This window comes from Streptomyces sp. NPDC031365 (assembly GCF_055569765.1).
In genome coordinates, this window is record NZ_JBVIIM010000041.1 from 12,584 (window position 1) to 26,839 (window position 14,256).

The 14,256-nt window shown below is 73.2% G+C and carries 8 protein-coding genes; 4 read left to right on the forward strand and 4 right to left on the reverse strand.

Going from position 1 to position 14,256, the window contains the following annotated elements; translation table 11 throughout:
- Window positions 1-113 precede the first annotated feature (113 nt).
- Genes ACZ5C2_RS35610 through ACZ5C2_RS35620 form a run of 3 tightly spaced genes read right to left on the reverse strand, consistent with a single transcriptional unit; the run spans window position 114 to window position 3,803 of the window.
- The gene (locus ACZ5C2_RS35610) at window positions 114-1,031 is read right to left on the reverse strand and encodes a carbohydrate ABC transporter permease (protein ID WP_468800648.1); all 918 of its coding nucleotides are present in this window, start codon (window positions 1,029-1,031) and stop codon (window positions 114-116) included.
- Window positions 1,028-2,377 carry a carbohydrate ABC transporter permease gene (locus ACZ5C2_RS35615; protein WP_468800651.1) on the reverse strand — a complete coding sequence of 450 codons (1,350 nt, stop codon included), beginning with the start codon at window positions 2,375-2,377 and terminating at the stop codon, window positions 1,028-1,030. The genes ACZ5C2_RS35610 and ACZ5C2_RS35615 overlap by 4 nt, the downstream gene beginning before the upstream one ends.
- 7 nt (window positions 2,378-2,384) lie before the next feature.
- The gene (locus tag ACZ5C2_RS35620; protein ID WP_468800654.1) at window positions 2,385-3,803 is read right to left on the reverse strand and encodes an ABC transporter substrate-binding protein; all 1,419 of its coding nucleotides are present in this window, start codon (window positions 3,801-3,803) and stop codon (window positions 2,385-2,387) included.
- A gap of 184 nt (window positions 3,804-3,987) precedes the next feature.
- Here ACZ5C2_RS35620 and ACZ5C2_RS35625 point away from each other — a divergent pair, with 184 nt between their 5' ends.
- The gene (locus tag ACZ5C2_RS35625) at window positions 3,988-4,632 is read left to right on the forward strand and encodes a hypothetical protein (RefSeq protein WP_468800656.1); all 645 of its coding nucleotides are present in this window, start codon (window positions 3,988-3,990) and stop codon (window positions 4,630-4,632) included.
- 19 nt (window positions 4,633-4,651) lie between these two features.
- On the opposite strand, the gene ACZ5C2_RS35630 is transcribed toward ACZ5C2_RS35625, so the two are convergent.
- Window positions 4,652-8,959, reverse strand: a complete 4,308-nt coding sequence (locus tag ACZ5C2_RS35630) for an FHA domain-containing protein (RefSeq protein ID WP_468800705.1) — start codon at window positions 8,957-8,959, stop codon at window positions 4,652-4,654.
- Window positions 8,960-9,446: 487 nt separating this feature from the next.
- Here ACZ5C2_RS35630 and ACZ5C2_RS35635 point away from each other — a divergent pair, with 487 nt between their 5' ends.
- The 3 genes from ACZ5C2_RS35635 to prfB all read left to right on the forward strand — a co-directional run bounded on the left by ACZ5C2_RS35635 (window position 9,447) and on the right by prfB (window position 13,994).
- On the forward strand, window positions 9,447-11,105 hold the full coding sequence (locus ACZ5C2_RS35635) for a serine/threonine-protein kinase (protein WP_468800659.1): 1,659 nt from the start codon (window positions 9,447-9,449) through the stop codon (window positions 11,103-11,105).
- Window positions 11,106-11,213: 108 nt separating this feature from the next.
- Window positions 11,214-12,458, forward strand: a complete 1,245-nt coding sequence (locus ACZ5C2_RS35640; protein ID WP_468800661.1) for a serine/threonine-protein kinase — start codon at window positions 11,214-11,216, stop codon at window positions 12,456-12,458.
- Window positions 12,459-12,887: 429 nt separating this feature from the next.
- On the forward strand, window positions 12,888-13,994 hold the full coding sequence (gene prfB / locus ACZ5C2_RS35645) for a peptide chain release factor 2 (protein ID WP_468800663.1): 1,107 nt from the start codon (window positions 12,888-12,890) through the stop codon (window positions 13,992-13,994).
- The last annotated feature ends 262 nt before the right edge of the window (window positions 13,995-14,256 follow it).

Sequence of the window (14,256 nt, forward strand, 5' to 3'; positions counted from 1 at the left end):
GGCAACGGCCGCTGGGCCGACTTGGTTACGCGTCCTGCGGCATCCGGGGGACGCCCGTCACACGAAGGGGCGGACCTCACCGGACCGCCCCTTCAACCTGGCGCCCTTGTCTGCTACTTGACCGCACCCGCCATCACGCCGGAAACGAACTGCCGCTGGAACGCGAAGAACACGACCAGCGGGACCACCATCGAGATGAACGCGCCGGGCGCCAGTACGTCGATGTTGTTGCCGAACTGCCGTACCTGGGTCTGCAGGGCGACCGTGATCGGCTGGCTGCCCGAGTCGGTGAAGATCAGCGCGACCAGCATGTCGTTCCACACCCACAGGAACTGGAAGATGCCGAGCGCGGCGATGGCCGGCCCGGCGAGCGGCATCACGACCCGGACGAACAGGCGCAGTTCGCCCGCGCCGTCCAGCCGGGCCGCCTCCAGCAGCTCGCGCGGGATCTCCGCGAAGAAGTTCCGCAGCAGGAACACCGCGAACGGCAGACCGAAACCGACGTGGAAGAGGACCACGCCGGTCAGGGATCCGAAGATGCCCAGACCGCCGAAGAGTTCGGCGATCGGAATCAGCGCCACCTGTACCGGCACCACCAGCAGCCCCACCACCGCCAGGAACCACCAGTCGCGGCCGGGGAACTCCATCCAGGCGAAGGCGTACCCCGCGAGCGAGCCGATCACCACCACCAGCACGGTCGCCGGCACGGTGATGTACACCGTGTTCAGCAGCGAGCCGGTGATGTCGTCGTTCTTCAGCAGCGTCTCGTAGGCACCGAAGGTGAGCTGTGAGGGCTCGGTGAACACCGTCCACCAGCCGTCGGCGGCCATGTCCCGCGGGGTGCGCAGACTGGCCAGCAGCAACCCGATGGTCGGGACCAGCCAGAACAGGCCGACGACGATCAGGAACACACGCACCAGGCCGCCGCTCACCACCTGGCTGAGCCTCGCGCCGAGCGACTGCTCGGGCTCGACCGTCCTGACGGGCGGTGCGCCCGCCTTGGTGGTGACGCTCCCGGGGTCCGCGCTCATCGCCGCACCTCCCGCCTCAGCCGCCGTACGTTGAACCACATCACCGGGATCACCAGCAGCAGCAGGAACACCGCGATGGCGCTGGCGATGCCCGGCTGGTCCGCCGAGAAGCCCTGGCGGTACAGCTCCAGCGCGAGAACGTTGGCGTCGTCCTGGGAGGAGCCCGGGGCGATGATGAAGACCAGGTCGAACACCTTCAACACATTGATCATCAGAGTGACGGTGACCACCGCGAGCACCGGCGCCAGCAGGGGCACCGTGATCCGTCTGAACACCTGCCACTCGTTCGCGCCGTCCACCCGCGCGGCTTCCAGCAGCTCCCGGGGCATGCCCGCGAGCCCGGCCGCGATCAGCACCATCGCGAAGCCCGCCCACATCCAGATGTACGAGCCGATGATGGCCGGTGTGACCAGCGACGGGCCCAGCCAGTCGAGCCCGTTGTACGGCGCCGCGAAGTTGCTCGCCGGTAGCCGGAGGTGTGCCCCGTCGGCCTTCGACGACAGGGAGAACGTGCCGTCGTCGTCCGCCTTCGCCGTCTCCACCACCCTGCCGTCCTTGACGGCCTCGATCCGCATCCCCGGATAGCCCAGCTCCGAGGCGTCGATCCGGTTCAGCGTGCCGACGCCCTTGCCACGGGTGAAGTCCTGCCAGGCGGTGCCGGTGATCCGGTCGGCCTCCGGCTTCGCCGCCGCCGCGGGCTCGGCGTCGTCCGGCATCAGGTCCGGGGCGACACCGACCAGCGGCAGTGTGACGGTGTCACCGGTGCTCACCGTGCCCTTGGTGAGGAACGCGCCCCCGCCGGCCGGCTCCAGCGGCGACTCACGGCCGGGGTGTGCCTTGGGGAACGCCGAGGACTGGGCGAAGGTGTCGTGCACCCCGACCCACACCGCGTTCGCCACACCCTTGTCCGGGTCCTGGTCGTACACCAGGCGGAAGATGATCCCGGCCGCCAGCATCGAGATCGCCATCGGCATGAAGACGACCAGCTTGAACGCCGTTCCCCAGCGCACCCGTTCGGTCAGCACCGCGAAGACCAGACCGAGCGCGGTCGCGACCGTCGGCGCGAACACCACCCAGATGATGTTGTTCTTGAGGGCGGTGCGGATGCCGTCGTCGGTGAACAGTGCCTGGTAGTTGTCGAAACCGGCGAAGCCGTCGCCGGACTGGTTGTAGAAGCTGCGGACGACGGAGTACCCGATCGGGTAGACCACGAGCGCACCGAGCAGCACGAGCGCGGGCAGCAGGAACAGCGCCGCGACCGTTCTCCGTGTGCCGGTGACGCTCTTGCGCGACTTGGGAGCGGCGGGGGCCGCCTTCGGGGTCCCCGCCGCCGTGTCCGACGTCATCGCCGGATCAGTTCCCGTACGCCGCGGCCGCGTCGGCCTCCAGCCGCTCCTGCGTCCCCGCGACGTCCTTCGGGTTCTTCAGGAAGTCCTGCAACGCCTTCCACTCGCCCTTGCCGGGCGTTCCGCCGAAGGCCTGCGGGGCCTGGTCGGACATGTCGAAGCGGAAGTCGTCACCGGCGTCGATCAGTGCCTTGGCCATCTTCTGCTGCACCTCGTTGGGGTACGCGGAGTTCGGCACGTTCTTGTTCGGCGAGAGGTAACCGCCCAGCTTCGCCTGGATGCCCGCCGCGTCCGGGGAGGCGAGGAAGGTCGCCAGCGCCTGCGCCGCCTTCGAGTCCTTCAGGATCACCGCCGCGTCGCCGCCGGACACCACGGGCGGGGAGTCCCCGACCGCCGGGAACGGGAACACCTTCGCGTCCGTGCCCACCTCGGCCTCGGTCTCGGCGATGTTGACCTGTACGAAGTCGCCCTCGTAGACCATGCCGGCCTTGGGCTGGTCGCCGCCGGTGAAGGTCTGCGTCACGGACGCCGGGAACTCCGTCTGCAGCGCGCCGGACGCGCCGCCCGCGACATAGTCCTTCTTGCCCCAGATCTCGGCGAGCGTGGTCAGGGCCTCCTTGACGGACGGGTCCGTCCACCTGATCTCGTGCTGGGCCAGCTGGTCGTACTTCTCCGGTCCCGCCTGGGACAGATAGACGTTCTCGAACCAGTCGGTCAGCGTCCAGCCGTCGGCGCCGCCGACCGAGAACGGGGTGACCCCGGAGTCGTACACCGTCTGTGCGGTGGTGAGCAGTTCGTCCCACGTCTTGGGCTCGGCCGCCCCGGCGTTCTCGAAGACCTGGGCGTTGTACCAGATCAGCGACTTGTTGGCGGCCTTGTAGTAGACGCCGTACTGCTTGCCGTCGACCTTGCCGATGTCCTGCCAGGCCTGCGCGTAGTTCTCGGTGAGCTCCTTGGTGGCCTCGGCGCCCAGCGGTTTGGCCCAGCCCTTCTCCACGGCCTGCTTGATGGCGCCCGGCTGCGGCAGCAGCGCCACGTCCGGCGGGGCCCCGCCCGCGATCTTCGAACCGAGGAAGTTGATGATCGGGTCCTGGGCGGGGACGAAGGTCACCTTGGCGCCGGTGCGCTTCTCGAACTCCGCGAGAACCGTCTTGAAGTTGGCCTGTTCGGCGCCGGTCCACACGGCGGCGACCTCCAGGCTCTCGCCGTCCAGCTTGGGCAGGGTGACGGTGGTGCCGGTGTCGCCGGTCCCGTCGCCCTTGTCGTTGTCACCGCTGTCGTCGTCGCCCCCGCAGGCGGTGAGCGAGACCGCCAGTACTCCCGCGGCGAGCGCGGCGGCGGCTCTCAGCGCCGTGCGGGAGCGGGGGGTCGTCGTGGGGTGGTCGGGCGACTTGGCTATCCGGATGATCCTGCTCGTCCTGCGCATCACTGCCCCGTTCTTCGTACTCCGTCGTACTCCGTCGTACTTCGCCGAACGTTCGAGCGCTCTTCCGTGCGCTCCGGTCTACGCCCGGCGCCTGGGGGTGGCAAGAGCACGTCCCGTGTCAAGTCCGTTATCGTGACCGCGTCGTGACCAGTAGTCAGCACAGGTGAGTACCCCGACTCATGACATGCTCACTCAGAGCAGGAAAGCTCTGGAGATGCTCATCAAACGATCAGTCACCGCAGTGGCCCTTCTGGTGGTCACCCTGACGGCGTGCGGGACGCAGCGGAGCGGTGGGCCGGCGGCGCTGTCCGAGAGCCCCCGCACCACCCTCAGCCCCCTGGCTTCCACCAGCGCCCGGCCGCAGTGCGCGGAGCCGGCCGAGGCACCCACGGTGGTGCCCTCCCCCTCCCCCTCCGCTTCCTCCGCCACCCGTACGGACAGCCCGCAGGAGCAGAACCGGGACGGTGCTCCCCACTACGCCGAGAACCACGCCTACCGGACGCAGGCGTCGATGACTCCGGAGAAGCGGGCTTGGGGAGCGGCGTCGGCGAAGCTCGTCCGCGCGGAGCTGGAGAAGGTGCGCGAGGAGGGCGGGGCCGGTGAGTACGGCCGCTTCAGCGAGGAGCGGGTCGCGGCGGCCCTGGCCCGTCTCGGTTGCGGTGAGGAGCACGGGGTCTACATCAGCAACGGGTACTACAGCGTGCACACAGGAGTCGTCTGTGTGTCCGGCAGGGTGACGAAGGAGGAGCTGACCACCGAGGTACACGGCGCGTACGCGGAACCCCAGCCCGGAACCGGCCCCTGTGTGGAGAACCGGGGAGGCCACTGACGGGCCTCCCTCCCGGCGGTCAGAGGAGCGACGGCACCTCCGCGGCCGAGACCTGACGGGCCGCCCGTTCCAGCGCGCTGGCGAGCAGGGCCAGGTCCGTCGGGCCGTTGCCGAGTTCGCGGACGTGGCGGCGGGCCGGGGGGTCGCCCATGCGGTGCCATTCCAGGGGGACGACCGTCGGCCGCAGCGTCGCCGTCCGCGGGATACGTCCGGTCACCCGGCCGCCCTGGAACGCCGTCTCCCCTCCGTCCGGGCGGGCCAGCCGGCCCCGGCCCGGGGCCGGGTCGTCCGGTCCGCCGCCCGGCACGGGCGCGTCGAGGGTGACGCGCAGCGTCGCCTGCCGCACCGGCTCGGTCCCCGCCGTCCGTGCACACGGTCCGGTGGCCGTCACCAGATGCACGCCGAGCCGCTCGCCGTCCCGCGCCACGGCCTCCAGCGCCCGCATCACCGATCCGGCGGCGGGCCGCCCCGGTGAGCCGAGCGCGGGGGAGACCAGCGTGTCCAGGTCGTCCACGACCACCACCAGCCGGGGCAGCGGTGGCGCGGCCTCCGTCTTGCGGCGGTCCGCTCCCGGCCGCAGCCGCAGCGTCGAACTGGGCGGGGCGTCGAGGTCGCCGTTCTGTTCGGTCCCCGCCCCCGCGCGGGAGGCGGCGGTGCGCTGGGTGACCATACGGTCCGACAGCTCGCGTCCGGTGTGCCACTCCGTGAAGTCCGAGCGGCCCAGCAGCTCCCCGCGCCGCTTCAGTTCGGCGCTCAGGGACTGGGCGAACTCCCGCATCCGCACGGGGTCGTTGGCGCACAGGTGTGTGGTGACATGCGGTACGTCCGTACACACCCGCAGACCCTCGCCGTGCCCGGCGCCCGTCGTGGGGCCGCCCCTGCCGTCGACCAGCACGATGCCCAGCCGGTCGGGGCGCTCGGCGGCGGCCAGCGAGGCGACGACCGCCCGCAGCAGTTCCGTACGGCCGCTGCCGGGTGGTCCCTCGACCAGCAGATGCGGCCCGTCGGCGGCGAGGTCGGCGAAGACCGGGCCGCGCGGTCCGGCGCCCAGTATGGCGGTGACGTGTCCGCCGAGCGCCTGGGTGTCGTCGGCCGCGTCCGCCCAGCGGGCCATCAGCGAGGCCGGGGTGGCCCGGGCCAGGCCCAGCTCGTCCAGGAGCCGCGCCGACCGGGGGAGCGGAGCGGACACGCGCGCGTGCCGCCCGCCCGCGGTGCCGTCGGTGCGCAGCGGGGCGAGTGCCCGTGCGAACCGCTCGGCCCAGGCGGGGGAGACCGCGTCGACGGTGGCGAGGGTGCCGTGGCCGACGGGGCCGGGGGGTGTACCGGAGCCGCTCCCGGCCACGCGCAGCAGTCGCAACGCGGTCGCCACGTCGCCGCTGAGCAGGGCGACGGCCCCGCACTCCCGGAAGACCGGCGCCACCGCGCAGGCCGCCTCGTACGTCTCGGTCACCGGGGACGCGGGGGAGGCGGCGGCCGTCTCGGCGAGACATACGACATGGATCCCGGCCCGTGGACCGTCCAGGGCGAGCCGGGCTGCCGCCTCGCGGACATCGGCGCCCCCGGGGTCGCCGTCCACGACGACGACGGTGTACGGGCCCTCGGCCGGTATGAGGGGAGCGGCCGGGTCGGCCGCGGCGTCGTGGTCCGCCAGGCGGCGCAGCAGCTCGTCGGTGCGGGCCGCGGCCTGTTCGCTGTCGTGCGCGAGCAGCAGGCGGCAGTCCTGGCCGTGCGCCGGGCGCACATGCGGCAGCCAGCCCAGCCAGGACCACTCGGCGGTGCGCTCCGCCAGGGGACGCGAGTGGTCCGCGGCGATCAGGACGATCTCCAGCGAGTCGGGGGAGTGCAGCGCGGCGAGCTGGGCCAGTACCGCGCGGGCCAGCCCGGCGAGACGGTCGCGAGGGCCGGCCAGTCCCAGGGCGCCCACCTCGCGCAGGCCCGACGTCACCGGTACGGCGGGCAGCAGGCCCGAGCCGTCCGGCGCGGCGCGGTCCGTGGTGCCGAGCCGCACCGTGAGCGCCTCGGGGTGACCCGGCCCGCGCTCCCACAGCCGGGGGCCGGGGCCGAGCGCGGTCAGCAGCAGTGTGGCGGGGTCCGGCCAGGTGTCGGGCTGTGCGGGGGCGGCGAAGGCCGTCCCGGGCGCGGGCCCTCCGCCCGGCTCCGCGGCGTGGTCACCCGGCGCGACCGCCGTCGCCTCCCGCTCCTGCCGGCCTCCGGCCAGCCGTCGTGCCCAGGCCCCGATCCCGCCCCGTTTCCGCCCGCTGGAGGGCTGGGGGAGGGCGGTGCCGCGGAGAGGGGTGCTCTTGCGGGAGCCGGGGGCGTCGGACACGGTGGATACGCCGTCGCCGGTTCCGCGCGGTGAGCGGGGGGAACCGGCGCCGGGCGCCCCCGCGCGGTGGCCGCCGTCCGCGCCGGGCGGCTCGCCGTACCGCCCGTCGTCTGGGACACCGGCCGCTTGGCCCCAGCCGGGGATGCCGCCGTGTGCGCGGCCTGTCGTGCTGCCGGTGGGTCCTTCGGGGGCGGGAGGCCCGCCGGTACCGCTGGGGAGTCGCTCGGGCGTGCCGCCGACCGGGTGGGTGGAGCGGGGGCGGGGAGCCGCGCTGTAGTGCCCGTCGTCGTGTGCGGTACCGCGGGAGTGGCCGCCTGGCCCCGCACCGGCTGAGCGCGCGGATCCTGGGGCCTCGTCGTGCGTGTCGCCCGTTGCGCTTCCGGTGGGCCCACCGGGCGCGGGGGCAGGGCCGGCGGCAGGAGGCCCGTCATGACGGTCGTCGCGGATCGTACCGCCGGGGTGTCCTCCGGGGTGTCCTCCGGGCGTCCGGCCGGGACCGGTGGCGGGTGCCTCGTCCCAGGCGTCGCCATGAGCCGCGTCGGAAGCACGGTGTCCCGGTTCGGCAGCACCGGCGGGCCCGGTTCCGAACCCTCCGTCGAGCGGCCCGTGGCCCGCGTGCGTCCCGCCCGCGACCGGCCTCGGCTGCGACACGCGCCGCCCCTTGGGCACCCGGGGAACGTCCCCTCGCGCGGCGATCCGCAGGGTGCGCCCTCCGGCGCCGTCTCCCCGTTGCCCGACATCCGGTGCCCCGCCCTGTTCCGGCACCGGGGCTTCTCCACCCGCGCCCTGCCCGCCAGGAGCCTGCCCGTGGGCAGCGCGTCCACCGGGATGCCACCCGTCGGAGGTCTGACCGCCGCCGATCCCGCTGCCGTGAGCCCGTCCGGCGGACGCCGACGCGCCGGAAGCCCCGCCGCCGGGGGGTGTGCTGTCCGAGGTACGGCCGCCGGGACCTCCACCGCGCGGGGCCCGCCCGCCGGGAGTCGTACCGTCCGTGGTCCGGCTGCCGTGGGCTCCGTCGGAAGCCCCACCGCCGGGAGTCGTGGTGTCCGGGTTCCGGCCCCCGGGAGTCCCGTCGCCCCACACCCGGCCGTCGGCAGGACGGTCGTCCGCGGCCCCGCTCGCCGAGCCGTAGGCGTGGTGGGTGCGTCCCCGCGGCGGGGCCTCCGGTTCTACGCGTGGGCGCGGGCTCTCCCCGGTGAATCCCGCGTCGCCCGCGGTCCTGGGAGCCCTGGCACCACCGGAGAACCCGGCGTCCCCGGCGTCTCCCGCGTTCCCGGCGTCTCCCGAGCCCCCGGCGTTCCCCGCGTCCCCGGCCCCTTCCCCCGCCCGCGGTCCCGGCACCCGTACGTGCCCCTCCCCGTCCGGCGTCGTCGCCGCCCGCGCCCGCGGTCCCGCCGCCGGTGTCAGGCGGAGCGCCGACTCGCCGATGCGCAGCAGCGCGCCCGGGGTCAGCCGGACCGGGCGGGGGCCCACGCGGTGGCCGTCCAGGGTGGTGCCGTTGGTGGAGCCGAGGTCGGCGACCGAGACGCGGCCGTCCGCGGCGACCGTCACCGCGCAGTGCAGACGGGAGACGTCCGGATCGTCGAGCGGTACGTCGGCGTCGGCGGAGCGGCCTATGCGGATCTCGCCGCCGTGCAGCAGATGCACTCCGCCCGCGTCGGGGCCGGCGACGACATGCAGCCGGGTCGGGGTCCCGTCCAGCTCGGGATGCGGCTCGGGCTCGCCCGGGGCGCCCACCGCCAGCACCGCGCCGTCGATCAGCGGCGGCTCGCCCAGCGTGCAGCGCTGGGCGTCGAGACGCTGGTCACCGGCGTACAGCACCGGCGCGCCCGTGGAGCCGGATGTGCCGTCACCGCCGGAGACCGCCGAGGCCAGCGCGGAGGCGACCGCGGCCAGAGCCGTGCCCGCGGGCGCCGTGACCAGCACGTCGCAGTTCGTGGCCCGCTCGCGCGCGGGCGAGGAGGGGCCCAGCGGGTCTACGACGGTCAGCCGGATCTGCATCGCCGTCAGCGGTCCCTTCTGCGCGGGCGCCCGCGACACGGGGGGACGAAGCCGTCTCGCGGCCCCCCTGCCGCGGACTTCCCCCACCGCCACACGCGCACGTACGGCCAGTACTGCACGCATCCTCGCACCTGACACCGACAACGCGCCCGCCTCCCGGCAAGGAATGATCTTGATTGGTCGGCTCTGCCCGCAAAAGTGCCTGACCAGTGACGGGCCGATGATCGCTTCGTGCGCACTTGAGATCGGTCACGTCCACCCCGCGGCAACCAAGAGACCGAGTGGAGCGTCTTTCCTTCGAACCGTCGAACACCGACGGGAACCGGTACGTAAGACCCACAGAGGCACGGCAGCGAGACCACGGGAAGACGACGTCGAAGTCGACCGGCCGGTATCCCGCGCGGCGGCACTACAGTGGGTCGGAACATTCCGCAGCAGGGTGGACCACGGTGTACGCCAGCCAAGCAAGCAGCAGGGAGCGCATGACGTGCGGCCGGTAGGGAGCAAGTACCTGCTCGAGGAGCCGCTCGGACGCGGCGCCACGGGCACCGTCTGGCGAGCCCGCCAGCGGGAGACCGCGGGTGCCGAGGCGGCCGTCCCCGGACAGCCCGGCGAGACCGTCGCGATCAAGGTGCTCAAGGAGGAGCTCGCCAACGACGCCGACATCGTGACGCGCTTCCTGCGCGAGCGCTCCGTCCTGCTGCGGCTCACCCACCCCAACATCGTCCGGGTCCGTGACCTGGTGGTCGAGGGTGATCTGCTGGCCCTGGTCATGGACCTCGTCGAGGGCCCCGACCTGCACCGCCACCTCCGTGAGAACGGCCCCTTCACCCCCGTCGCCGCCGCCCTGCTGACCGCCCAGATCGCCGACGCGCTCGGCGTCAGCCACGCCGACGGGGTGGTGCACCGTGACCTGAAGCCGGCCAACGTCCTGCTGAGGCAGACCGGCGGCGAGATGCACCCGATGCTGACCGACTTCGGCATCGCCCGCCTCGCCGACTCCCCGGGCCTGACCCGTACCCACGAGTTCGTCGGCACGCCCGCGTACATCGCGCCGGAGTCCGCCGAGGGCCGCCCGCAGACCTCCGCCGTCGACATCTACGGCGCCGGCATCCTGCTGTACGAGCTGGTCACCGGACGTCCGCCGTTCTCCGGCGGCTCCGCCCTCGAGGTGCTGCACCAGCATCTGAGCGCCGAACCGCGCCGCCCCTCCACCGTCCCCGACCCGCTGTGGACGGTGATCGAGCGCTGCCTGCGCAAGAACCCGGACGAGCGCCCCAGCGCCGAGAACCTCGCGCGCGGCCTGCGGGTCGTCGCCCAGGGCATCGGTGTGCACGCGAACTCCGGGCAGATCTCCGCCGCGGAGAACGTGGGCGTGCTCCTCGCCCCCGACCCGACGCCCGCGGCGGTGCCCGGCGCACCCGGTGCCGCCGACCCCACCCAGGTCCTTCCGCACGGCGCGGGCGGCTACGACCCCAACGGCGCGACCAGCGTCCTGCCGCAGACCGGCTCCCCGGCCGGCGCCGCCGACCCCACGGCCGTGATGCCTCCGGTACCGCCCGGGCAGCCCGGCGGACCGGGGCCCGAGGACCCGCACCCCTGGCAGAACCAGCTCCGCGCGGCCCGCGACCGCAACGAGCAGACCCAGGTCCAGTACCTCGACCCGAACCAGGACCCGCTGCGCCGCCGCCCCCAGCGGCAGGTCGCCCGGCCCCCGCAGCAGCCGCCCCAGCGGCGCCCCCAGCCGCAGCCGCAGCACGGCCAGGGATACGGCTATCCGCAGCAGCAGCACCAGCCCCAGCAGTACGCCCCGGCCCCGCCCCAGCGGCCGCAGCAGCCCCAGCCGCAGCGGTACGCCCCGCCGCCGGAGCCGCAGCGTCCCGCGCGGGAGCCCCGGCCGCCCCGGCAGCGCGGCGCCAACCCGATGCGGATCCCGGGGCTGGGATGCCTGAAGGGGTGCCTGTTCACGATCGTCATCCTGTTCGTCGCGGGCTGGCTGGTCTGGGAACTGAGCCCGCTCCAGGACTGGATCGGCACCGGCCAGAGCTACTGGGGACAGCTCAGCGACTGGTTCGGCTCGGTGACGGGCTGGATCGAGGACCTGGGCGGCCCCGACGAGCCCTCGGCACCCTCCGGCTCGAACTGAGCTTGTTTACTGCTTTGTCGACACCTGGCGCCGATTTCCGTATCCCCGGTGAAGCACGGCTCCTCGGACGCGTAGTTTTAGCGACAACACGCGTCGGTAGGAGCAGCCTTGGCACGGAGAATCGGCAGCCGGTACACCGCCCACCAGATCCTCGGACGGGGCAGCGCCGGCACGGTGTGGCTGGGCGAGGGCCCCGACGGGCCCGTCGCCATCAAGCTGCTGCGTGAGGATCTCTCCTCGGACCAGGAGCTCGTCGGGCGCTTCGTGCAGGAGCGGACGGCGCTGCTCGGCCTGGAACATCCGCACATCGTCTCCGTACGCGACCTGGTGGTCGACGGCAACGATCTCGCGCTGGTCATGGACCTCGTCCGGGGTACGGACCTGCGCACCCGCCTCGACCGGGAGCGCAGGCTGGCGCCGGAGGCGGCGGTGGCCATCGTCGCCGACGTCGCGGACGGGCTGGCGGCGGCGCACGCGGCCGGGGTCGTGCACCGGGACGTGAAGCCGGAGAACGTGCTGCTGGACATGCAGGGCCCGCTCGGCCCCGGCGGCTCGCACCGCGCCCTGCTCACGGACTTCGGAGTGGCGAAACTCATCGACACCCCGCGCCGCACCCGGGCCACGAAGATCATCGGGACGCCGGACTATCTGGCGCCGGAGATCGTGGAGGGCCTGCCGCCGCGCGCCTCGGTCGACATCTACGCCCTCGCCACGGTTCTGTACGAGCTGCTCGCGGGCTTCACGCCGTTCGGCGGCGGCCACCCCGGCGCGGTGCTGCGCCGCCATGTCACCGAGACGGTCGTCCCCCTCCCCGGCATCCCGGACGAGCTGTGGCAGCTGCTGGTGCAGTGCCTGGCGAAGGCCCCGGCGTCCCGGCTGCGCGCCTCCGAGCTGGGCGCGCGGCTGCGGGAGCTGCTGCCGATGCTGGTGGGGATGCCGCCGCTGGACGTGGACGAGCCGGACACCCAGCCGGAGGAGGAGGCGGACGAGGCGGTCCCGGCGTCCGGCCCTCCCCGGAGCGCAGGGGAGCCGGTGCGGCGCCGTGGCGCGGTCCCGCTGGTGCCCGGCGCGAAGCCGTCCGACTCCAACCGCGACACGCATACGTCCATGAGGGTGCCCGCGCCCGACGAACTGGCCGGCGGCGCCCGGGGCACGGCCCGCGCGCCCCGGGCGGCCGGCGCCCCCCGCCCCGGCTCGGCCCGCAACCGCGCGGTCACCCGCCGGCGCCGGCTGGCCCTGGCCGTGGCGGTGGCACTCGTGACGGCGGCCGGCGTGGGCACCTGGCTGGCGACCGCCGAGGACGACACCACACCCCCCGACAACACCCGGAACTCGGCCCCCGCCACCCCCTGACCCCCACCCCCCTCAGTGACGCGCGACATCGCCGACGCCCGCGTCCACGTCCCGCCACCCCCCGACCCCCACCCCCTCAGGGGCGCGGGAAACTGCGCGAACGGGGTCTGGGGGCGGAGCCCCCAGGGACGGGAAGGGAAGGGGCGGCGGGGGCGCGAGAAACCCGACCCCAAGGCCGTAATCCGCCCCGCGGACACCGATGCCGCCCCCGGCCCCGCGATGAGTGGCACACCGGAGTCATCCCCGCCCCGCCACCCCCTCCCCGCCCCGCCACCGAGGTGAGCCCGCTCAAGGGGCGCCCCCGCGCCCGGGGTGGCCCCCGGCCGAGCCCGCCCGGCCGGGCCGAGCCCCCCCCGCACCCATGGGCGCACCCCGCCCCCCGCCGCCGTCCTGCGTGGGCCGGTGCGGGGAGCCGTTACGCTGGAGGGCGTGGCAGTCGTCGATGTATCCGAAGAGCTCAAATCCCTCTCCTCGACCATGGAGTCGATCGAGGCCGTCCTGGACCTCGACAAGCTGAGGGCAGACATCGCCGTGCTCGAGGAGCAGGCGGCAGCGCCGTCCCTGTGGGACAACCCGGACGAGGCGCAGAAGATCACCAGCAAGCTCTCCCACCTCCAGGCCGAGGTGCGGAAGGCCGAGACGCTCCGGGGCCGGATCGACGATCTCTCCGTGCTCTTCGAGATGGCCGAGGAGGAGGACGACCCGGACACCCGCGCGGAGGCCGAGTCCGAGCTCACCGCGGTCCGCAAGGCACTGGACGAGATGGAGGTCAGGACACTCCTCAGCGGCGAGTACGACGCGCGTGAGGCGCTGGTCAACATCCGCGCCGAGGCCGGTGGCGTCGACGCCGCCGACTTCGCCGAGAAGCTCCAGCGCATGTACCTGCGCTGGGCCGAGCAGCGCGGCTACAAGACCGAGCTGATCGAGACGTCGTACGCCGAAGAGGCCGGCATCAAGTCGACCACCTTCTCGGTCCAGGCGCCCTACGCCTACGGCACCCTCTCCGTCGAGCAGGGCACGCACCGCCTCGTGCGCATCTCGCCCTTCGACAACCAGGGCCGCCGCCAGACCTCCTTCGCGGGCGTCGAGATCCTTCCCGTGGTCGAGCAGACCGACCACGTCGAGATCGACGAGTCCGAGCTGCGCGTGGACGTCTACCGCTCGTCCGGCCCCGGCGGCCAGGGCGTGAACACCACCGACTCCGCGGTGCGACTCACCCACCTGCCCACCGGCATCGTGGTCTCCTGCCAGAACGAGCGCTCCCAGATCCAGAACAAGGCCACCGCGATGAACGTCCTGCAGGCCAAGCTCCTGGAGCGGCGCCGTCAGGAGGACCAGGCGAAGATGGACGCCCTCAAGGGCGACGGCGGCAACTCCTGGGGCAACCAGATGCGTTCGTACGTGCTGCACCCGTACCAGATGGTCAAGGACCTGCGTACGGAACACGAAGTCGGCAACCCCGAGGCCGTGTTCAACGGCGAGATCGACGGTTTCCTCGAGGCCGGGATTCGCTGGCGCAAGCAGCAGGAGAAGTAACTCCCCCGCGCGACCGCCGTTTTGTCGACAAGGCAACTGCCGCCCACTGGGCGGCAGTTGCCTTTCTGTGTCAGGGATGTCCGGGTTTTACGTCACAGTCGCTGTTTCCTTGCTCCGCAAAGCGTGCGTAGCAGGACATCGCGCACGCAACGGCCTTGACGTTCCTTTGGAAAATGGGAAGGGTGAAGCGTGGCATGCGTATCTCCGGGGCGCATGTGAACCGGGGGCGCTTCACCGCAGCAACCTCCGTTGATCACGGCCC

Bases quoted from the DNA above. Each gene is read 5' to 3' on its own strand.
- ACZ5C2_RS35615 (WP_468800651.1), bottom strand. From the start codon at position 2,377: ATGACGTCGGACACGGCGGCGGGGACCCCGAAGGCGGCCCCCGCCGCT.
- ACZ5C2_RS35610 (WP_468800648.1), bottom strand. From the start codon at position 1,031: ATGAGCGCGGACCCCGGGAGCGTCACCACCAAGGCGGGCGCACCGCCC.
- ACZ5C2_RS35625 (WP_468800656.1), top strand. From the start codon at position 3,988: ATGCTCACTCAGAGCAGGAAAGCTCTGGAGATGCTCATCAAACGATCA.
- ACZ5C2_RS35620 (WP_468800654.1), bottom strand. From the start codon at position 3,803: ATGCGCAGGACGAGCAGGATCATCCGGATAGCCAAGTCGCCCGACCAC.
- ACZ5C2_RS35630 (WP_468800705.1), bottom strand. From the start codon at position 8,959: ATGCAGATCCGGCTGACCGTCGTAGACCCGCTGGGCCCCTCCTCGCCC.